32 protein-coding genes are annotated in these 19,617 nt (G+C 46.1%); 1 reads left to right on the top strand and 31 read right to left on the bottom strand.

Annotated features, from left to right (window positions below; translation table 11 throughout):
* From ACTJJJ_RS12095 to eno, 4 genes are all read right to left on the bottom strand, one after another.
* Complete coding sequence (locus tag ACTJJJ_RS12095) at positions 1–576, bottom strand: hypothetical protein (protein ID WP_440701912.1); 576 nt, start codon at positions 574–576, stop codon at positions 1–3.
* A 76-nt stretch (positions 577–652) separates the two neighbouring features.
* Entirely contained in the window at positions 653–2,185 is a 1,533-nt protein-coding gene (gene gpmI / locus ACTJJJ_RS12090) for a 2,3-bisphosphoglycerate-independent phosphoglycerate mutase (protein WP_188934885.1), read from the bottom strand.
* Positions 2,186–2,225: 40 nt separating this feature from the next.
* Entirely contained in the window at positions 2,226–2,558 is a 333-nt protein-coding gene (locus ACTJJJ_RS12085; RefSeq protein ID WP_188934887.1) for an FtsB family cell division protein, read from the bottom strand.
* Positions 2,559–2,617: 59 nt separating this feature from the next.
* Positions 2,618–3,889: a phosphopyruvate hydratase gene (gene eno / locus ACTJJJ_RS12080; RefSeq protein ID WP_188934889.1), complete on the bottom strand. Its 1,272-nt coding sequence runs from the start codon at positions 3,887–3,889 to the stop codon at positions 2,618–2,620.
* Between the two features lie 128 nt (positions 3,890–4,017).
* Between eno and ACTJJJ_RS12075 the strand changes: the two genes are divergently transcribed.
* Complete coding sequence (locus tag ACTJJJ_RS12075; protein ID WP_440701911.1) at positions 4,018–4,719, top strand: rhodanese-like domain-containing protein; 702 nt, start codon at positions 4,018–4,020, stop codon at positions 4,717–4,719.
* Between the two features lie 58 nt (positions 4,720–4,777).
* Here the strand turns inward: ACTJJJ_RS12075 and carA are convergent, their stop codons facing one another.
* The 27 genes from carA to rplB form a co-directional block, all read right to left on the bottom strand.
* Complete coding sequence (gene carA, locus ACTJJJ_RS12070) at positions 4,778–5,887, bottom strand: glutamine-hydrolyzing carbamoyl-phosphate synthase small subunit (RefSeq protein ID WP_188934892.1); 1,110 nt, start codon at positions 5,885–5,887, stop codon at positions 4,778–4,780.
* 150 nt (positions 5,888–6,037) lie between these two features.
* A complete protein-coding gene (gene rplQ, locus ACTJJJ_RS12065; RefSeq protein ID WP_440701910.1) occupies positions 6,038–6,589 on the bottom strand; it encodes a 50S ribosomal protein L17 in 552 nt (183 codons plus the stop codon).
* A gap of 72 nt (positions 6,590–6,661) precedes the next feature.
* Complete coding sequence (locus ACTJJJ_RS12060) at positions 6,662–7,651, bottom strand: DNA-directed RNA polymerase subunit alpha (RefSeq protein WP_041735400.1); 990 nt, start codon at positions 7,649–7,651, stop codon at positions 6,662–6,664.
* A 135-nt stretch (positions 7,652–7,786) separates the two neighbouring features.
* Positions 7,787–8,392, bottom strand: coding sequence for a 30S ribosomal protein S4 (gene rpsD, locus ACTJJJ_RS12055; RefSeq protein ID WP_188934896.1), 606 nt, complete (start codon positions 8,390–8,392; stop codon positions 7,787–7,789).
* A gap of 88 nt (positions 8,393–8,480) precedes the next feature.
* Complete coding sequence (gene rpsK, locus ACTJJJ_RS12050) at positions 8,481–8,876, bottom strand: 30S ribosomal protein S11 (protein WP_015813813.1); 396 nt, start codon at positions 8,874–8,876, stop codon at positions 8,481–8,483.
* A gap of 42 nt (positions 8,877–8,918) precedes the next feature.
* Positions 8,919–9,296 carry a 30S ribosomal protein S13 gene (gene rpsM / locus ACTJJJ_RS12045; protein WP_188934898.1) on the bottom strand — a complete coding sequence of 126 codons (378 nt, stop codon included), beginning with the start codon at positions 9,294–9,296 and terminating at the stop codon, positions 8,919–8,921.
* Between the two features lie 5 nt (positions 9,297–9,301).
* Positions 9,302–9,418: a type B 50S ribosomal protein L36 gene (gene ykgO / locus ACTJJJ_RS12040; protein ID WP_015813811.1), complete on the bottom strand. Its 117-nt coding sequence runs from the start codon at positions 9,416–9,418 to the stop codon at positions 9,302–9,304.
* 39 nt (positions 9,419–9,457) lie between these two features.
* Positions 9,458–9,676, bottom strand: coding sequence for a translation initiation factor IF-1 (gene infA, locus ACTJJJ_RS12035; RefSeq protein ID WP_015813810.1), 219 nt, complete (start codon positions 9,674–9,676; stop codon positions 9,458–9,460).
* Between the two features lie 12 nt (positions 9,677–9,688).
* Positions 9,689–10,486, bottom strand: coding sequence for a type I methionyl aminopeptidase (gene map, locus ACTJJJ_RS12030; protein WP_188934900.1), 798 nt, complete (start codon positions 10,484–10,486; stop codon positions 9,689–9,691).
* A gap of 1 nt (position 10,487) precedes the next feature.
* Positions 10,488–11,801: a preprotein translocase subunit SecY gene (secY, locus tag ACTJJJ_RS12025; RefSeq protein ID WP_188934902.1), complete on the bottom strand. Its 1,314-nt coding sequence runs from the start codon at positions 11,799–11,801 to the stop codon at positions 10,488–10,490.
* A 60-nt stretch (positions 11,802–11,861) separates the two neighbouring features.
* Positions 11,862–12,308 (bottom strand): 50S ribosomal protein L15, encoded by a 447-nt coding sequence (gene rplO / locus ACTJJJ_RS12020; protein ID WP_188934904.1) that lies wholly within the window; start codon positions 12,306–12,308, stop codon positions 11,862–11,864.
* 12 nt (positions 12,309–12,320) lie between these two features.
* Complete coding sequence (gene rpmD, locus ACTJJJ_RS12015; RefSeq protein WP_031528736.1) at positions 12,321–12,500, bottom strand: 50S ribosomal protein L30; 180 nt, start codon at positions 12,498–12,500, stop codon at positions 12,321–12,323.
* Positions 12,501–12,533: 33 nt separating this feature from the next.
* Positions 12,534–13,049 (bottom strand): 30S ribosomal protein S5, encoded by a 516-nt coding sequence (gene rpsE, locus ACTJJJ_RS12010; protein ID WP_188934906.1) that lies wholly within the window; start codon positions 13,047–13,049, stop codon positions 12,534–12,536.
* 14 nt (positions 13,050–13,063) lie between these two features.
* Complete coding sequence (gene rplR, locus ACTJJJ_RS12005; RefSeq protein ID WP_188934908.1) at positions 13,064–13,417, bottom strand: 50S ribosomal protein L18; 354 nt, start codon at positions 13,415–13,417, stop codon at positions 13,064–13,066.
* A 47-nt stretch (positions 13,418–13,464) separates the two neighbouring features.
* Entirely contained in the window at positions 13,465–14,022 is a 558-nt protein-coding gene (gene rplF / locus ACTJJJ_RS12000) for a 50S ribosomal protein L6 (RefSeq protein ID WP_188934910.1), read from the bottom strand.
* A gap of 21 nt (positions 14,023–14,043) precedes the next feature.
* Positions 14,044–14,442, bottom strand: coding sequence for a 30S ribosomal protein S8 (gene rpsH, locus ACTJJJ_RS11995; protein ID WP_026350532.1), 399 nt, complete (start codon positions 14,440–14,442; stop codon positions 14,044–14,046).
* 77 nt (positions 14,443–14,519) lie between these two features.
* The gene (gene rpsN / locus ACTJJJ_RS11990) at positions 14,520–14,789 is read right to left on the bottom strand and encodes a 30S ribosomal protein S14 (RefSeq protein WP_031528741.1); all 270 of its coding nucleotides are present in this window, start codon (positions 14,787–14,789) and stop codon (positions 14,520–14,522) included.
* Positions 14,790–14,818: 29 nt separating this feature from the next.
* Positions 14,819–15,373: a 50S ribosomal protein L5 gene (gene rplE / locus ACTJJJ_RS11985; protein ID WP_090380023.1), complete on the bottom strand. Its 555-nt coding sequence runs from the start codon at positions 15,371–15,373 to the stop codon at positions 14,819–14,821.
* A gap of 74 nt (positions 15,374–15,447) precedes the next feature.
* Entirely contained in the window at positions 15,448–15,789 is a 342-nt protein-coding gene (rplX, locus tag ACTJJJ_RS11980; RefSeq protein WP_019941742.1) for a 50S ribosomal protein L24, read from the bottom strand.
* Positions 15,790–15,836: 47 nt separating this feature from the next.
* Entirely contained in the window at positions 15,837–16,205 is a 369-nt protein-coding gene (rplN, locus tag ACTJJJ_RS11975; RefSeq protein ID WP_015813798.1) for a 50S ribosomal protein L14, read from the bottom strand.
* A 2-nt stretch (positions 16,206–16,207) separates the two neighbouring features.
* Positions 16,208–16,471, bottom strand: a complete 264-nt coding sequence (rpsQ, locus tag ACTJJJ_RS11970; protein WP_188934912.1) for a 30S ribosomal protein S17 — start codon at positions 16,469–16,471, stop codon at positions 16,208–16,210.
* Between the two features lie 14 nt (positions 16,472–16,485).
* Positions 16,486–16,680 carry a 50S ribosomal protein L29 gene (gene rpmC / locus ACTJJJ_RS11965; RefSeq protein ID WP_015813796.1) on the bottom strand — a complete coding sequence of 65 codons (195 nt, stop codon included), beginning with the start codon at positions 16,678–16,680 and terminating at the stop codon, positions 16,486–16,488.
* Between the two features lie 39 nt (positions 16,681–16,719).
* Positions 16,720–17,148, bottom strand: a complete 429-nt coding sequence (gene rplP / locus ACTJJJ_RS11960) for a 50S ribosomal protein L16 (RefSeq protein WP_019941740.1) — start codon at positions 17,146–17,148, stop codon at positions 16,720–16,722.
* Positions 17,149–17,192: 44 nt separating this feature from the next.
* The gene (gene rpsC, locus ACTJJJ_RS11955; protein ID WP_188934914.1) at positions 17,193–18,023 is read right to left on the bottom strand and encodes a 30S ribosomal protein S3; all 831 of its coding nucleotides are present in this window, start codon (positions 18,021–18,023) and stop codon (positions 17,193–17,195) included.
* Between the two features lie 19 nt (positions 18,024–18,042).
* Positions 18,043–18,420, bottom strand: coding sequence for a 50S ribosomal protein L22 (rplV, locus tag ACTJJJ_RS11950; protein WP_188934916.1), 378 nt, complete (start codon positions 18,418–18,420; stop codon positions 18,043–18,045).
* A 50-nt stretch (positions 18,421–18,470) separates the two neighbouring features.
* Positions 18,471–18,749 carry a 30S ribosomal protein S19 gene (gene rpsS / locus ACTJJJ_RS11945; protein ID WP_015813792.1) on the bottom strand — a complete coding sequence of 93 codons (279 nt, stop codon included), beginning with the start codon at positions 18,747–18,749 and terminating at the stop codon, positions 18,471–18,473.
* A gap of 7 nt (positions 18,750–18,756) precedes the next feature.
* Positions 18,757–19,584 carry a 50S ribosomal protein L2 gene (gene rplB, locus ACTJJJ_RS11940; RefSeq protein WP_019941737.1) on the bottom strand — a complete coding sequence of 276 codons (828 nt, stop codon included), beginning with the start codon at positions 19,582–19,584 and terminating at the stop codon, positions 18,757–18,759.
* Positions 19,585–19,617 lie beyond the last annotated feature (33 nt).

Raw genomic sequence — 19,617 nt, 5'->3', positions numbered from 1 at the left:
TCAAAGTCCTATTTCCCCCCGAATGCCGAATTCCTTTTTCTCGACGAAGATGAGCTTCTGGTAGCCGGTTACCTCATAAGCGCTTACTTGCAGAAGGTTATTAAGTTTGCGTGCATCCAGGACCACCCTCTTTTCTGAATTATAAATTTTATTCTTCGTATGGATCAATGCCTCGACGTGCAAAGGTTGCTTCAACACCGAGTCAGTATCGACTTTCAGATAAGCGACCGGCAGATCAATGCCGGTTTTAAGGCGGTATTCATAATGCAATGGCCCGTTCCGGACGACCTCGTAACTCTGGCGATAGGAAGGTTTGTTAATATCCGCCTGCACGAAGAGTTCGAGTTCCTTCTTCCAATCCACCTCACGTGTCTTCGAAACTTCACGCTTGGTTCCTAAAACCGCCGTTTTGCCGACTTCCGGTTTCTTCTCATTCAAATACACGATTTGATTCTCGATAAAACCTTTCAGATCGTAATAAAGCTTAGGGGCATCGTCGCGGGCTTCCTCCTGGCGACAGGAAACCAATGAAAAAAGGAGAATGGCTGTAACAATGGTAACGGAGCGGTAATTCATGGATTTCGGATATGGCTAAAAAAACAGAGAGCCCGCCGGACTCTCTGTTGGTTAACATCAATAGATGCCTGAAAGTTTAGAGAATACTTGTACCTGTCATTTCCGCAGGTTGAGCGATTCCCATCAATGCAAGAACGGTCGGCGCGATGTCGGCCAGCTTACCATTGTTGATTGGTTTCCGATATTCGTTATCGACCAGAATACACGGCACGAGGTTCAATGAATGCGCGGTATTGGGCGATCCGTCGTCGTTCGACATATAATCCGAATTACCATGGTCGGCAATGATGATTGAAGAGTAGCCGTGGTCCAGACCGGTCGTTACTACGGCCTGCACGCATTGGTCAACCGTTTCACAAGCTTTCACAGCTGCTTCAAAAACGCCTGTATGACCTACCATATCCGGGTTAGCGAAGTTGAGACACACGAAATCCACTTCCTCTTTCACCAGTTCGGGCACGATCGCGTCGCGGATGTCGAATGCCGACATTTCGGGTTGCAAGTCGTAGGTAGCCACTTTCGGAGACGGGCAAAGCAAGCGGCTCTCGCCTTCGAAAGGTTTTTCACGGCCTCCCGAGAAGAAGAATGTAACGTGCGGATATTTTTCGGTTTCGGCTATCCGGATCTGCTTCTTACCCGCTCCTTCAAGCACTTCGCCTAACGTGTTATTTAGATTATCCTTATCAAAAATCACATCCACTCCTTTGAAAGTATCATCATAGTTGGTCATGGTGATGTATTTCAAATTGAGCTTGTGCATATTCTGCTCGTGGAAATCCTGCTGGGTAAGTACCTCGGTGATTTCACGGCCGCGGTCGGTGCGGAAGTTGAAGCAAAGTACCACGTCGCCATCCTGGATCAATGCGAGCGGAGAACCGTCGGCATTCGTTGCGATGATCGGCGTGATGAATTCGTCGGTAACGCCTTCTTCGTAGGAAGCCTGTACGGCTTTCAAAACGTCTGCCGCAGGTACGTGCTTACCCTCGCCGTGTACCATGGCGTCGTAGGCCAATTTCACACGTTCCCAGCGCTTATCGCGGTCCATTGCGTAATACCGGCCAGTAATGCTGGCAATACGGCCGGTACTCTGCGCCATCGATTCGTTCAATTCGGTCAGGAAGCCTAATCCGCTCTTTGGGTCGGTATCTCGACCATCTGTGAATGCATGAACGAATACGTCGCTCAAACCACGGTTCGCAGCGATTTGGCAAAGGCCTTTCAAATGGTCGATATGTGAGTGCACGCCGCCGTCGGAAACCAGGCCAATGAAATGTATTTTCTTACCCTCAGTTTTCGCGTAGTCGAGCGCCTGCGTGAGCGCGGGCTCCTGTCCGAGCGTGCCCTCGGTTACCGCGAGGTTTATTTTTACCAGATCCTGATAAACCACACGACCGGCACCGAGGTTGGTATGGCCTACTTCGGAATTACCCATTTGTCCGTCGGGAAGGCCGACAGCCAGACCACTCGCTTCGAGCTTGCTATGCGGATATTTTTGAAGAATGGAATCATAGAAAGGGGTATTCGCCGCTAAAACGGCGGAACGGTTCTCCTCGCCGGATTTGGCGATTCCCCAGCCGTCCATGATAATGAGGATGACTTTCTTGCTCAATGTATTCTGAAATTAAGATGATATTTAAGAGAGTAACAGCTTACTCTTCCTTTTTGCTTTCGATTGGCTGATTGTTTTCGTCCACAATCACATAGACTTCTTCGTTGGGCCGGCGCATCATAAACTTCTCGCGCGCCCATTTTTCAAGCATTCTGGGATTTCCGAAAACCTCATTCCGCTCTTTTTTGACGTCCCTGATCTTGTCCTGGAGAATCGCTTTCTCCTTTTCCAGGTCCTTCATCTTCATCCGGTTCGACATCACGACCCGGATATTGTTGTTGTCGAGGAACAATATCCATATCAGCCACACGACGAACGTGGCGATATAGAAGTTCTTTAATGTGTGCAGAGACCAGAATGAGTGGTTTTTCATATTTGAAATACCCTTAAACAAGAACCGGAGCGCTGGGCTCCGGCTCTTCAATGGTTTGATTAGAATTTCAATCCAGGGAAGTAAGCGCTTTCGCCCAGTTCTTCTTCTATGCGGAGAAGCTGGTTGTATTTCGCCATACGGTCAGAACGTGAAGCCGAACCGGTTTTGATCTGGCCTGTGTTCAATGCAACCGCAAGGTCAGCGATCGTCGAATCTTCTGTTTCACCTGAACGGTGCGACATAATGCTCTTATAGCTGTTGCGTTTTGCAAGGTTTACAGTATCGATGGTTTCAGTCAAAGAACCGATCTGGTTTACTTTCACCAACACCGCGTTAGCGATTTGTGATTCGATACCTTGTTGCAAACGGGTTACGTTGGTTACGAACAAGTCGTCACCTACCAGCTGGGTTTTGTGGCCCACGGCGTCTGTCAAAGTTTTCCAACCTGCCCAGTCGTCTTCGTCCATACCGTCTTCGATGGAGATGATCGGGTATTTAGCAACCCACTGAGCCCAGTAGTCAGCCATTTCGTCAGAGCTCAACTTGCGGCCATCCGATTTTTTGAAGTGGTAGAGGCCGTTTTCGTAGAATTCAGAAACAGCTGCGTCCATAGCGATGAAGATGTCTTCGCCTGGCTTATAACCCGCTTTTTCAATTGCCTGAAGAACAACCTCGATCGCCTCTTCGTTGGATTTGATATTTGGAGCGAAACCACCTTCGTCACCAACGTTGGTAGAGTAGCCTTTGCTTTTCAAAACAGTTTTCAACGTATGGAAAACCTCAACACCCATGCGCAATGATTGCGAGAATGTATCCGCTTTTACAGGCATGATCATGAACTCCTGGAAATCGATGGAGTTATCCGCGTGGCTACCTCCGTTCAGGATGTTCATCATCGGTACCGGCAATGTATTTGCGTTGGTACCGCCTACGTAGCGGTACAATGGAAGGTTTGCTTCCTGTGCAGCAGCTTTCGCAACGGCCAAAGAAACACCCAGGATAGCATTAGCGCCAAGCTTCGCTTTGTTAGGCGTGCCATCCAGTTCCAGCATGATTTTATCAACAAGGTTCTGCTCGAATACGGAGCAACCGATCAGTTCAGGGAAAATGATGTCGTTTACATTTTCAACCGCTTTCAAAACTCCTTTTCCAACGTAAACGCTTTTGTCGTCGTCGCGAAGCTCTACGGCCTCGTGCTTACCGGTAGAAGCTCCGGAAGGAACCGCAGCGCGTCCCAGGTAACCATTCTCGGTACGAATATCAACTTCTATTGTAGGGTTTCCTCTTGAATCCAGAATTTGTCTTGCATGTACTGACTGAATCGTACTCATTTGCAGCTTGTGGTTTAATTAAATTGGAATATGGTTAACGCTACAAAATAACGCAAAAAAAATGGTCATCCATAAACTCCGATTCATTTTAGGCTAAATTTACGGTCAAGTCAACCACACCATTTACTATGAAATTAACCCATATTCTGACCATCGCATTATTAAGCTCACCTCTTGCATTACAAGCTCAGAAACAGCTCACTACGGAAGAATTCGAAAAACAGCTGGCCAAATCCGGCGACGCCCAGCTCCTGGATGTACGTACACCCGACGAGTATGGCGAGGGCCATTTGGCAAATGCCGCGAATGTCGATTATAAAAGTCCATCATTTAAGGAAAAAATTGCCAAACTCGATAAGAGCAAGCCCGTGTACGTGTATTGCCTCTCGGGTGGAAGAAGCGCAGCCGCGGCGACTGCATTGCATGAAAGCGGTTTCGGGGAAGTTTACGATATGAAAGGCGGCTACCTGAAATGGAATACCTCCGGCAAGGCCGTTGAGGGTGCCAACAAAGCAGGTGTGAAAGGCATGAGCTCCGCGGAATTTAACAAAATCATAAACTCCGAAAAGGTCGTCCTCATCGACATTCACGCCAAGTGGTGCCCGCCCTGCGTGAAAATGCTCCCTACCGTTAACAAGCTGCAAAAGGAATATTCAGGAAAGGCTAAAATTGAAACGATCGCTTTTGACCCCAATAAAGCATTAGTAAAAGAGCTGGGCGTTGATGAAATTCCCGCATTTCTCCTTTATAAAAACGGCAAGCTCGTTACGCGCAAGAATGGTTTTATGGAAGAAAAGGAATTCCGCTCGTTACTGGATTCGCAGCTATAAATCGATATTAACACAAACAAAAAGTCCCTCCGCATTACGTGGAGGGACTTTTTCGCTTTTATGATTTGCTTGCTTCCAGCAACTTAATAAACTCGTCGAACAAGTAACGTGAATCGTGCGGACCTGGCGATGCTTCCGGGTGGTACTGCACCGAGAATGCCGGGTAATCCTTTCTGCGGATACCTTCGATCGTCTTATCGTTCAGGTTAATGTGCGTAACCTCGATGTCAGGGTGGCTCTCGATCTCGTCAGGTTTCACGGCGAAACCATGGTTTTGCGAAGTGATCTCGCAAAGACCTGTGATCAGGTTTTTCACCGGATGGTTCAACCCGCGGTGGCCGTGGTGCATTTTGTAAGTATTGATTCCGCTCGAAAGCGCCAGCAACTGGTGGCCCAGACAGATACCAAAAAGCGGCTTAGCCGTTTCTACCATTTGGGTTACGTTTTCAACCGCATATGCCATTGCAGAAGGATCACCGGGGCCGTTCGAGATGAAGAAACCATCGGGATTCCATTGCAATACCTCTTCGTAGGATGTTTTTGCAGGGAAAACCTTGCAATAGCAGCCTCTTTGAGTCAGGTTAAGCAGAATGCTTTTCTTGATACCATAATCCATTACAGCAACGCGGAATTTCGCAGTGGCTTCGTCGCCCATGAAGTATGGCTCCTCGGTTGTCACTTCCGAAGAAAGTTCCAGTCCGTCCATCGAAGGGACTTTCTTCAATTCTTTCATCAGTTCCACTTCATCGAGGATTTCGGAAGAGATAATGGCGTTCATTACCCCCTTCTCACGTACGTGGCGTACGAGGTGGCGCGTGTCCACATTGCTGATGCCGACGATGTTTGCCCTTTCGAAATACTCTTGCAGAGAGAAATCAGCGGTGTCGCGTGAATAGATCTGTGAGAATGTGTTACAAACCATCCCGCGGATCTTTACCGAGCCAGATTCCTCCTCGTCTTCCAACTGAACACCGTAGTTACCGATGTGCGAGTTGGTGTTTACGATAATCTGACCGTAATAGGAAGGGTCTGTGTAGATCTCCTGATAGCCGGTCATGCCCGTGTTAAAGCAAATCTCGCCACCGGTGGTTCCACTTTTACCCAAAGCGAGTCCTTTGTATGCTGTTCCGTCTTCTAGCAACAACAGAGCTTCCTTTTTCTGATTCATATTATGGTTTAATCTGTTTTCCGGGCTGTTTTACGCCATTTCGAGGCGGCCGGTTCAATTTTGGTGCAAAAATACGAATTTTCACTCATAAAAAAGGGTTAAACGAAACCGTTCAACCCTTTTCCTATATTTCAATTTCCGATCTCCAAACTATTCCTTTTCAGTTTTGCCTGGTGTTTCCTCTGTTTTCGGAGCTTCTTCCTCAGCCGGAGCCTCAGTTTCCGCTACGATCGGATGATCTTCTTTTTTAACAGGAGCAGCTTCAACAGCCCCTTCTTTCTTACCACCTCTTCTGCTGCGACGAGTCTTAGCAGGTTTGTCGGCATTGGCAAGCAACAGTGCATCGTTGAAATCAACCAGCTCGATCAGCGCAGTTTCAGCCGCGTCACCCAAACGGTTACCCAATTTGATGATACGAGTGTAACCACCCGGACGAGATGCGATTTTGTCTGAAACGATTCCGAAAAGCTCTTTTGTCGATTCTTTGTCGTTCAGGTAAGAGAATGCTATCCTTCTGTTGTGGGTAGTATCTTCTTTCGCACGAGTCAGCAGAGGCTCAACGAACTTACGAAGTTCTTTTGCCTTAGCCAGGGTTGTTTCAATTCTTTTGTGAAGGATCAAAGAGGAAGCCATGTTTGAAAGCATCGCCTTGCGGTGTGATGCGGTTCTTCCTAAGTGATTGTCCTTTTTACCGTGTCTCATTGTTTTGTTGTTTAGTTGCTTCGAGCGGCGCGGTTAGCGCGCTACAGAATACATACTTATGATGGAATTTAATTAATCCTCGTCCAGACGGTACTTCGACACGTCCATTCCAAATGTGAGCTGTTTGTCGGCTACTAATTGCTCCAACTCGGTGAGTGATTTCTTACCGAAGTTCCGGAATTTCATCATATCAGAAATTTCCAGTCTTACCAGGTCACCCAAAGTTTTCACGTCCGCAGATTTCAGACAGTTGTAAGCGCGTACGGACAGATCCAGTTCAGACAATGAAGTCTTCAACAGTTTTCTCATACGTAGCATTTCCTCATCCACCTGATTGTCCTCCTCAGCTTTCTGCTTCTCAAACGTCATCGTTTGGTCAGAGAACAGCATGAAGTGTTGGATCAGAATATTGGCAGCACCTTTCAATGCATCTTCCGGGTGGATTGAACCATCGGTTTGGATGTCGATCAAAAGACGTTCGTAGTCGGTACGCTGTTCAACACGCGTGTTTTCAACGCTGTATTTCACATTTTTGATAGGCGTATAAATCGAGTCTACCGCGATGTAGCCGAACGGAAGCTCATTCGCCCGTGGTTCGTCTGCCGGCACGTAGCCTCTACCTTTATCCAGGAGAAGCTCCATTTCGAACTCCTTCTGATCATCTATATGGCAAATGACCTGGTCCGGATTCAGAACTTCAAATGCGCTTGTAAACTTGCCAATGTCGCCGGCAGTGATGACGGAAACATTTTTGAGGTTTACTACGATCCTACTCTCACTCAGGTCAGAAACTTTTTTAAAACGAACCATTTTAAGGTTCAGGATGATTTCCGTAACATCCTCAACTATACCTTCGATAGAAGAAAATTCGTGAAGCACGCCTGGGAACTTCACACTCGTGATGGCATAGCCTTCCAAAGATGAAAGGAGAATTCTACGCAACGCATTACCAATGGTTACGCCGTATCCTTTCTCTAAAGGCTTAAACTCAAACAACCCGTGAAAGTCGTCTGCTTTCTCCATGACGACCTTATCAGGCATTTGGAAAGCTAATATTGACATAGTCCTTGCTCCTTTTATAGTAGTAAATGATAGTTGATCACGCTACCTTACCTTTGCGATCGCAAAAATTGCGCTGTTGCCAGCAAAAAAAGCACTACCCCGAATATTCGGGGAGTGCATGTAATATGAAGATTATTATTTAGAATACAACTCAACGATCAGCTGTTCGTTGATGTTTTCTGGGATTGACTCGCGGTCGGGGAATGTAACAAACTTGCCAGACAATTGCTGACCGTCCCACTCCAACCAGTTGAAACCTTTCGCGCTATGTCCTGCAAGGCTATCTGTAACGGCTTCGAGAGATTTAGACTTCTCACGAACAGTTACAACCTGTCCTGGGCGCAATGAGTAAGAAGGGATGTTTACGATCTCTCCGTCAACAAGGATATGCTTGTGCGAAACGAGCTGACGAGCAGCGCGGCGAGTTGGAGCAATACCCAAACGGTAAACTGTATTATCCAGACGAGCTTCACAATATCTCAAAAGGTTTTCACCTGTAAGACCTGCTTTAACAGAAGCTTTCTCGAACAAGCTACGGAATTGTCTTTCAAGAATACCGTAGATGAATTTTACCTTTTGTTTCTCAGCCAATTGCAGAGCGTACTCTGACTTCTTCGACCGACGACCCTTTCCGTGCATTCCGGCAGGGTAATTTTTCTTTGCAAGCGCTTTGCTTGGACCCATGATGGGTTCTCCGTAACGTCTTGCGATTTTGGTTTTGGGACCTGTGTAACGTGCCATTAAAACTTTTTGTTAACTAAAATTGAAAAAAACCATTCTGTAACCCCAGTGTCCAAATTACGAATGGGTACCTATTCGGTACTTACTACTATACTCTACGACGTTTTGGAGGACGGCATCCGTTGTGCGGAAGCGGAGTGATATCACGGATAGTGGTCACTTCGATACCTGCATTCTGGATGGTACGGATCGCAGACTCACGGCCTGATCCTGGTCCTTTCACGAAAACCTCAGCTTTACGCATTCCGAGGTCGAATGCCACTTGCGCAGCGCTCTGTGCAGCAGTTTGTGCTGCGTATGGAGTGTTCTTCTTAGAACCACGGAATCCCATTTTACCCGCAGAACCCCAAGAGATAACTTGTCCGTTGCTGTTTGTAATTGAGATGATGATATTATTGAAAGAAGCTTTGATGTGTACCTGACCAACAGGTTCCACAACAACCACTCTCTTCTTAGCTTTATCTTTTCTTTTATTCTGTGCCATTGCTGTTGGAATAAGTTGTGGATCGCTCCACCGCTCACTTTATTATTTAGTAGCCTTTTTCTTGTTAGCGATTGTTTTGCGTTTACCCTTACGAGTACGTGAGTTGTTTTTCGTTCTCTGACCACGCAAAGGCAATCCCTTACGGTGACGGAGGCCACGATAACAAGCAATATCCATAAGACGCTTAATGCTCAACTGTACTTCAGACTTAAGAGCGCCTTCTACTTTAAATTCCCCGGCAATAACTCCACGGATCGCGCCAGACTCTTCGTCTGACCAATCGATCACTTTTTTGTTCAAATCAACACCTGCCTTTTCGAGGATTTTCTTAGCCGAGCTACGGCCGATCCCGAAAATATAAGTCAATGAGATTTCGCCTCTTTTGCGATCTGGAATGTCTACTCCTGCAATACGTGCCATAATTATTATCCTTGTCTTTGTTTATACCGTGGGTTTTTCTTGTTAATCACATACACTTTACCCTTCCGGCGGATAACCTTGCAGTCTTCGCTGCGTTTCTTTACTGATGCTTTGACTTTCATCTGATTAAACTTAGTGTTAATTTAAGGTAATCGATCCCCTTACTTGTACCGATATGTAATCCGGGCTTTCGATAGGTCGTAAGGAGACATTTCTAGTTTTACTCTGTCACCCGGCAATATTTTGATATAGTGCATTCTCATTTTACCGGAGATATGCGCTATAACTTCATGCTTATTCTCTAATACAACACGAAACATTGCGTTTGACAATGCTTCGAGAATTACTCCGTCTTGTTCGATTGATGCTTGTTTTGCCATTCGTAGCGTTTGTTACTGTACTTCAACCATAAGGCTGGTGTTGGCCGTCACTTTTTCAATGTAATCGAATGTTGTCAGAATCTCTGCCTTTCCTTTCCGCACTACTACGGTGTGTTCGAAATGCGCGGAATACTTTCTGTCATTAGTCCGGATCGTCCAGCCGTCGCGCTCCTGCACCACTGCTTTCGCTCCCAGGTTGATCATCGGCTCGATCGCTAAAACCATGCCTTCTCTCAACCGTATTCCTTTGCCTCGTTTCCCGTAGTTTGGTACTTCCGGAGCTTCGTGCAGATCTCTGCCCACTCCATGCCCTACCAACTCCCTCACCACTGTATAGCCACGGTCTTCAACATAACTTTGCACTGCGTGGCCAATATCACCGATCCGAAGGCCATCTACCGCTTGCTCGATTCCCCTGTACAGGGACTTCTTAGTTGCAGTAAGAAGATTCATCACTTCTTTGGAAACCTCTCCCACCGGGTAAGTGTACGCGCTGTCGCTATGATAGCCATTCAGCTTGACCCCGCAGTCGATGGAAACGATGTCCCCCTCTTTTAGCACGTAGCCCCCGGGGATCCCGTGGACTACTACTTCATTAACCGATATACAAAGAGAGGCTGGAAATTTGTTGAATCCCTTGAATGAAGGGATCCCACCGTTATCTCTGATGTACTCCTCAGCAACCGCATCCAACTTTCCGGTTGTAACACCAGGTTTTACCCAGGTAGCTACTTCCGCGTGTGCCTTGCCGAGCACTTGAGCACTAACCTTTATCAGGTTGATTTCCTCTTCTGTTTTAAGATAAATCATTTCAGATTGCTACGCTCTCGGTCCGTCCTTTTACACGACCCGACTTCATCAATCCTTCATAGCGACGCATGAGTAGATAGCTTTCCACCTGTTGCAAGGTATCCAGAACCACACCTACCATGATCAGCAACGAAGTTCCTCCGAAGAAGTGAGCAAAGTCCGTCGAGATTCCCAAAAGACTTGCAAATGCAGGCAAGGTTGCAACAACCGCCAGCATCAACGCGCCAGGGAAGGTGATACGATCGAGCACAGAGCTGATATATTCAGATGTTTGCTGACCTGGTTTAACACCGGGGATAAATCCACCTCCTCGTTTCATGTCATCAGCAATTTGCTGAGGGTTCACCGAAATTGCGGTATAGAAGAACGTAAAAACAATAATCAATACTGCGAACAGGAGGTTGTATTGCCAGGTCGTGTAGTTAGCGAAAATCGTTGCTACGTTGCTGGCGAAATCACTTTTCTCAGCAAAATAAGATGCGCCCAATGAAGGGATAAACATCAAAGCCTGTGCGAAAATGATAGGCATTACACCTGCTGCATTCAATTTCAATGGAAGATATTGACGCTGACCTCCCATTACGCGGTTACCTACCACCTGCTTAGCATACTGGATAGGGATACGACGAACAGCCTGGGTCAACATCACGGCACCCATAATTACAAAGTACAGGGCGACAATTTCCAATACAAAAATCAGAATTCCTCCGCTACCTCTTGATACGAACTCTTTGTAGATCGCACCAGGAAAACGCGAAACGATACCGATCATGATCAGCATCGAAATACCGTTACCAATACCCTTGTCTGTGATTCTTTCACCGAGCCACATACAGAACATGGTACCCGCTGTCAATACGAATACCGACGAAATGGTGAACATGCTTCTGGAAACCAGAAGAGCCTCGTCAGGTACAGTAGTATTCAAATAAGCAGTACCTTGAACAAGTGTAACAACGATAGTCAGAACCCGGGTAATTTGGTTCAGTTTCTTACGTCCTGATTCCCCCTCCTTCTGCATTTTCTGGAAATATGGCAGCGCCATAGTCAACAGCTGGATGGCAATGGAAGCAGAAATGTAAGGCATGATACCCAACGCAAAAATGGACGCTTTGCTAAAAGCGCCACCTAAGAAAGTATCCAGCAACCCCAACAATCCCTGAGTGGATACATTCATTTGATCAGGCTCAACACCTGGCAACGCAACGTAAGACCCCAACCGGAAGATCGTTATAAACAAAAGAGTGTTGAGAATACGTGTTCTCAACTCCTCAATTGCAAATATGTGTTTTATTGTCTCTAAAAATCGTTTCATCTTCTGGGCTTACAACGCTCTGTTCAAAGTAAACAAATTCTGTCGGGTATCGCAGCTAAATTACAATTTAACTGCTTTGCCACCTGCCTTCTCGATCGACTCGATAGCCGATGCGGAAAACCCATGAGCCTGAACTTCAACAGCAGAAGAGATTTGGCCACGGTTAAGGATTTTAACCAGGTCATTCTTTGCGCTGAGACCATTTTCACGAATCAGATCCAACGTTACTACCGCAACTCCGGTTTTTTCAACCAATGCCTGGATTGCGTCCAGGTTCAACGCCTTGTATTCAACGCGATTGATGTTGTTGAAACCGAATTTCGGCAAACGTCTCTGAAGAGGCATCTGACCACCTTCGAAGCCCAGCTTGCGGCTGTAACCTGAACGCGACTGCGCTCCTTTGTGTCCACGTGCAGCAGTGCCCCCTTTTCCTGAGCCCTGACCACGTCCAACCCGCTTTCCTACCTTAACGGAACCAGCAGCCGGTTTTAATGAACTTAAATTCATACTATTGGAATATTAGATTTCTTCGACTTTAACCAAGTGGCTTACCTTGCGGATCATTCCTGCAATGGCATCGCTGTTTTCTTTCTCAACAGACCGGTTCAGTTTACCAAGACCCAACGCTTTAATCGTCAGTTTTTGTCTTTCAGGACGGTCAATTGTGCTCTTAACTTGTGTAATACGTACTTTTGACATGATTACTCTCAGATTGAGGATAATCCCGAAGGATTATCCGTTGAATACTTTTTCCAATTTAACGCTGCGTTGGAAAGCAACCTGATGCGGAGCTCTCATTTTCAAAAGAGCGTCAATTGTAGCCTTGATTACGTTGTGCGGGTTCGATGAACCTTTGGATTTCGCAAGTACGTCTTTGATACCTGCGCTTTCCAGCACTGCGCGCATCGGGCCACCTGCCAGTACCCCTGTACCAGGAGCTGCCGGCTTGATCAGAACGAAACCGCCGCTGAACTTACCTTCCATTTCGTGAGGAACGGTATGTTTTAGCATAGGAACTTGGATCAGGTTTTTCTTAGCATCGTCAATTCCTTTGGCGATCGCGTCGGTTACCTCATTGGCCTTACCCAATCCGTAACCTACTACTCCGTTTCCGTCTCCTACAACCACAATGGCAGAGAAGCTGAAACGACGACCACCTTTTACTACTTTTGCTACCCGGTTGATCGCTACAACGCGCTCTTTCAGGTCTGATTCGTTAACCTTTGAAGGTCTTGTATTTGTAGACATAGTCTTTGTTATACTTAGAATTTCAGGCCACCCTCACGAGCTCCGTCGGCCAATGCTTTTACCTTACCATGGTACAAATATCCATTACGGTCAAAAACTACTGCCTGGATACCTGCTTCCTGCGCCTTCTCTGCGATCTTCTTACCTACCTGGGCAGCAACTTCAACATTTGTGTTTTCTTTTCTGCCTCCCAAATCTACCGATGATGCACTTGCAAGGGTGATCCCTTTGATGTCATCGATAATCTGCGCATATATACTTGTGTTTGAACGGAAGACTGAGAGTCTAGGGCGTTCTGCACTTCCCTTCACCCGTTTACGGATGTGAAGTTTAAGGCGTGTTCTTCTATCTGCTTTTGCGTTAGCCATCTTAAATCTTATCTTACTTGTTTATAACATTGATCGGTGGCTACGCACTATTTCTTAGAAGCAGACTTACCTGCCTTACGACGGACCACTTCACCAACAAAACGGATACCTTTTCCTTTGTAAGGCTCAACTTTGCGAAGGGATTTGATTTTCGCTGCCACGGAACCAATCAGCTCTTTGTCGATACCCTCAAGAATTACTTTAGGGTTCTGACCTTTTTCCGAGGTAGTAGCAACTTTGATCTCTTCCGGGATCGCCATGAAAATATTGTGAGAGTAACCCAATTGAAGTTCGAGAACATTGTTCGCCGCACTCGCCTTGTAACCTACCCCAATAATTTCAAGCTCGCGCTTGTAGCCTTCGCCTACACCGATCACCATGTTGTTCAACAGGGAACGATAAAGGCCGTGCAATGCTTTGTGACGTTTTTGCTCTGTAGGGCGCGTTACTTTCACCTCGCTACCTTCAACTTCAACAGTAATATCGGTGTCGATAGCCTGGGTAAGTGTGCCTTTCGGGCCTTTTACAGATACTACGTTATCGTCTGCAACCGATACGGATACGCCCGCCGGCAACGTGATAACTTTATTTCCTATTCGTGACATTTCCTGAATAACTTTTAAATATTAATACACGAAACATAACACTTCACCACCCACATTCAGTGTCTTAGCTTCTTTATCTGTCATTACACCTTTCGATGTAGAGATAATCACTGTTCCTAAGCCGCCCAATACACGTGGCAGTGTTGATGAACCTGAATATTTACGAAGTCCAGGCTTACTAACCCTCTCCAATTTTACAATTGCAGATTGCTTTGTCACAGGATTATATTTCAAAGCTATCTTGATAACTCCCTGAGGACCAACCTCGTCGAATTTATAACTTTGAATGTACCCTTTGTCAAAAAGTACCTTTGTAATCTCTTTTTTTATGTTGGATGCAGGTATCTCAACAACCCGGTGCTTCGCTTTGATAGCGTTTCTGAGTCTCGTCAGATAGTCTGCTATGGGATCCGTTAACATGTTTATGCCAAGTTTAAACACCCCCTTTTGAACGGGAGTGCAAAGTTAAGTAATTGAAATCAGAATTGAAAGTATTCTTACCAACTTGATTTTGTAACTCCTGGAATTTTTCCATCTGACGCCATATCGCGGAACAGAACCCGGGAAATTCCGAATTTACGCATATAACCGCGAGGTCTTCCAGTGATTTTGCACCGGTTGTGCAGGCGTACAGGAGAAGAGTTACGTGGTAACTTGTCAAGACCAACCCAGTCACCGGCAGCTTTTAACTTGGTACGCTTTTCAGCATAACGTTCTACTAGCGCTTGTCTTTTTCTCTCCCGTGCTTTTACTGATTCTTTTGCCATTGTCGGTAAATAATCTTAGTAGTATTTTCTTATTTATTCGCGTTGGTGAAAGGCATTCCCAATGCTTTCAGCAATTCGTAGCTCTCTTCGTCAGAGTTGGTAGAGGTCACGAAAGTGATATCCATACCAGTGATCTTCGCCACTTTTTCGATGCTGATTTCAGGGAAAATAATCTGCTCCTTCACACCGAACGTATAATTTCCACGTCCATCGAATCCTTTGTCGCTGATTCCTTTGAAGTCACGTACACGTGGCATTGCAATGGAAGTCAAACGGTCGAGGAATTCGTACATCTTGTCACCACGAAGCGTTACTTTCGCTCCGATAGGCATGTTTTCACGCAACTTAAAGTTAGAAACAGCCTTTTTGGAGATAGTAGCTATTGCTTTCTGTCCTGTGATCAGGCTCAACTCTTCCACACCGGTGTCAACAAGTTTCTTGTCTGCAACAGCAGCTCCGATACCTTTGTTGATAACAATCTTTGTCAAGCGGGGAACCTGCATGCTTGATTTATACTGAAATTTCCCCTTCAATTGCGAAACGATTTCGCTAACGTATTTCTCTTTTAATCTAGGCGTCGCCATGTTTGAAAGTGATTATGTGGATTGCCGACCCACGCGCTTGGTTATAAAAATCAACTGCTTTCGGCAAATCCGGACTACAATAAGTTTCCGGATTTTTTTGAAAAGCGTTGCAGTTTTCCTTTGTCATTCGCTTTACGGCCGGTTCTTGAAGCTTCACCTGTTTTAGGATCTACTACCATCAGGTTACTGATGTGAATGGCGCCTTCGCGTTTTTCGATGCTGCCTTGTGGATTTTGCGCGTTTGGCTTAACGTGCTTCGTGATCATGTTCACGCCTTCCACAGTAGCTCTTTGTTTTTCTACAAGCACCTTGGTGATCACGCCGGTTTCGCCTTTTGCATTACCTGAAATCACTTTCACGGTATCACCCTTGCGAACGTGCAATTTTGCCGGTGCTTTTTTATTTGTACTTTCCATTGAGGTATTCTCTTAACAGTTTAAAGAAATACTGATGTTTTGATTTCTTACAACACTTCTGGTGCCAGTGATACGATTTTCATGAACTGCTTTTCGCGCAATTCCCGGGCAACCGGTCCGAAAATACGTGAACCACGTGGCTCATCGTTGTTGTTCAATAAAACTGCCGCATTATCTTCAAACCGGATGTAGGTACCATCCTTACGACGTACTTCTTTCTTCGTACGTACAACAACGGCTTTGGAAACCGTTCCTTTTTTCATATTGCTCGAAGACAGAGCGGATTTCACTGTCACGACGATCTTATCGCCCACCGAAGCATAACGCTTTCCAGTTCCGCCCAATACCCGGATTACGAGTACTTCTTTCGCGCCACTGTTATCGGCTACTGACAGTCTTGATTCTTGTTGTACCATGATTACTTCGCTCTTTCAAGGATTTCTACTAATCTCCAACGCTTGTTTTTGCTAAGCGGACGAGTTTCCATTACACGGATCGTGTCACCGATTCCAACCTGGTTTGTTTCGTCGTGAACCATCAGCTTGGTAGTTTTAGTCATAAACTTACCATACTTAGCGTGTTTCACTTTACGCACGACAGTGATCACACAGGATTTCTCCATTTTGTTGCTCACTACCTTGCCAACTCTCTCTTTACGTAAATTTCTTTCTGTTGCCTCCATAATTTCTAAACTGTTTACTGTTGGTTAGATTTAGCCGACAGCTCTGTTAAGAGTCTTGCAATTTCCTTACGTGAGGCGCGAATACGCAGAGGATTCTCAATTGGAGAAATAGCGTGAGCAAATTTCAACCGGAGTAAGCGCTCTCTCTCTTGGGCGATCTGCTCTTTCAGCTGATCCTGCGACAGATTCTTTATTTCTTTACTAGTCATTGCTTTTGATAATTAGCGGTTCTTAATACGTTCGGACTACTATGATTCCTGATAATCCCGGCGTACGACGAACCTTGTCTTAATTGGCAACTTTTGTGCAGCCAAACGCAATGCTTCGTTTGCAGTATCCAGCGCTACACCAGTCGCTTCGAAAATGATAGTTCCAGGCTTAACAGGAGCTACCCAATACTCAGGAGCACCTTTACCTTTACCCATACGAACCTCGGCAGGTTTTTTGGTAATCGGTTTGTCAGGGAATACACGGATCCAAACCTGACCTTCGCGTTTCATCGCACGTGTCACCGAGATACGGGCTGCTTCGATCTGGCGAGCAGTCAACCAACCTGGTTCCAGTGCCTTTATTGCAAACGATCCAAAAGCGATCTCATGTCCGCGGGTCGCGAGACCGTTGTGCGAACCTTTGTTCTTTTGTTGTTTGCGAAATTTTGTCCTTTTCGGCTGTAACATGATTCTAATCTATTTGAACCGGTTTGATACCGGAAAGTATCTGATTACTTTTTCTTGTTCTTGTTGCGTTTGCGACGATCTGCATCACCACCACCGCCTTCACCACGTGGAGCTCCTCCATCGTTTCTGTCACGGCCACCTCTTCTGTCGCCACGTCCGCCACGGTCGTTACCACCACGTTCGCCACCTTGTGCGCTTCTTTCAGCTCTGTCGGATGCGGCAGTTGCTGCGCTTGGAGTGAGGTCACGCTTTCCGTACAATTCTCCTTTGAAGATCCATACTTTAATACCGATCTTACCGTAGATAGTTTGTGCTTCGGAGATAGCGTAGTCGATGTCCGCTCTCAATGTATGCAAAGGAATACGTCCTTCTTTGTATTCTTCTGTACGGGCCATTTCAGCACCACCCAGACGACCTGCCAAACGGATTTTGATTCCTTGTGTTCCTACACGCATTGCAGAAGCGATAGATTGCTTCATTGCACGACGGTAAGAGATACGAGCCTGCAATTGCTGAGCGATTGCCTCGCCTACCAGTTTTGCATCGATTTCAGGACGTTTGATTTCGTAGATGTTAATCTGAACATCTTTTCCTGTAATCTTTTTAAGCTCTTCCTTGATTTTATCAACCTCGCTACCACCTTTTCCGATCACGATACCCGGACGGGCAGTGTGGATAGTCAAAGTGATGCGTTTAAGTGTACGTTCAATAACTACTTTTGAAATCGATCCTTTCGGGATACGCGCTTTGATGTAGTTACGGATTTTTTCGTCTTCAACCAGTTTGTCAGAGAAGTCTTTTCCTCCGTACCAGCTAGATTCCCATCCTCTAACAATTCCTAGTCTTAGACCTATCGGATTAACCTTTTGTCCCATTCGAAATAGATCGTTTTACTTATGATTCGCTAATTACTGCTTCATTTACTGACACCGACGCGTCGTCTACCACGATTGTGATGTGGTTGGAACGCTTACGGATCCTGTGTGCTCTTCCCTGAGGTGCAGGGCGCAAACGCTTTAACATGCGTCCACCGTCAATAAATACGGTCTTAACGATCAGGTCAGCGTCTTCCAGTTTCGATCCTTCGTTCATTTGCTGCCAGTTGGCAACAGCCGAAAGAAGAACTTTGTGCAAAACCGGCGATGAAGCTCTCGGTTGGAATTTCAAAAGTGCCAACGCTTTGCTGACCTTCTGTCCGCGAATCATGTCGGCCACCAATCTCATCTTACGAGGAGAAGTAGGCACATCCTTTAATATAGCTCTTGCTTCCATGTTTCTTTTCAGATATCGGCTCGTCCGTTAGGACCAGCTACGTCGACAAATTATTTTCTTCCTTTATCTTTTTTAGCGGTGTGGCCACGGAAGTTACGGGTTGGAGAGAACTCGCCCAGTTTGTGTCCTACCATGTTTTCAGTCACATAAACCGGAATGAACTTGTTTCCGTTATGTACTGCAAATGTGTGCCCGATAAAATCAGGCGAAATCATTGAGCGCCGCGACCAGGTCTTGATGACAGATTTACGCGACGAGTTGTTCATCGTTTCAACTTTGGCTTCGAGACGAAAGTCGATATATGGTCCTTTTTTTAATGAGCGTGCCATGTTCTACTTATTTTTTACGACGGCTGATAATCAATTTCTCAGAATGCTTGTTGCGGTTACGTGTCTTAAGACCCTTCGCGAACTGACCATTTCTAGAACGAGGCTGACCTCCTGACGAACGGCCTTCACCACCACCCATTGGGTGATCAACAGGGTTCATAGCAACACCACGTACACGTGGACGACGTCCCAACCATCTTCTGCGACCCGCTTTTCCAAGCGAAACGTTCATGTGGCTAGCATTGGAAACAACTCCAACCGTTGCGATACAAGTAGCAAGTACCATACGCATTTCGCCAGATGGCATTTTCAATACTGCGTATTTACCGCCTTCTCTCGCTACCAGCTGCGCGTAAGCACCGGCGCTTCTTGCAAACTGACCACCTTTACCAGGAGTCAATTCGATGTTGTGTACAATCGTACCGACAGGCATCGATCCCAATGGAAGGGCATTTCCAACCTCAGGAGCTACTGAATTTCCGGACACGATAACTTGTCCAACTTTCAGACCGTTTGGTGCAATGATGTAACGTTTTTCTTCGTCCTCAAACTGGATCAGGGCGATACGCGCTGAACGGTTTGGATCGTATTCGATCGTAAGGACAGTAGCGGGAGCGTCGAAACGGTTTCTTTTGAAATCGATAACGCGGTATTTTTTCTTGTGACCGCCACCAATATATCGCATGGTACGATGTCCCTGGCTGTTACGACCACCTGTTCTCTTGATGGGTTCCAGAAGACTCTTCTCAGGCTTCGACGCGGTGATCTCCTCGAACGTAGGAGCCGAGCGGAAACGCTGACCAGCACTTGTAGGTTTTAATTTTTTAACTGCCATTTGCTATTAACTCGTCTAATGATTTGAAATCGT

The sequence above is a fragment of the Dyadobacter sp. 22481 genome, from assembly GCF_052044875.1.
Lineage (GTDB): Bacteria > Bacteroidota > Bacteroidia > Cytophagales > Spirosomataceae > Dyadobacter > Dyadobacter endophyticus.
This window is presented reverse-complemented; position numbering and strand designations above follow the sequence as displayed.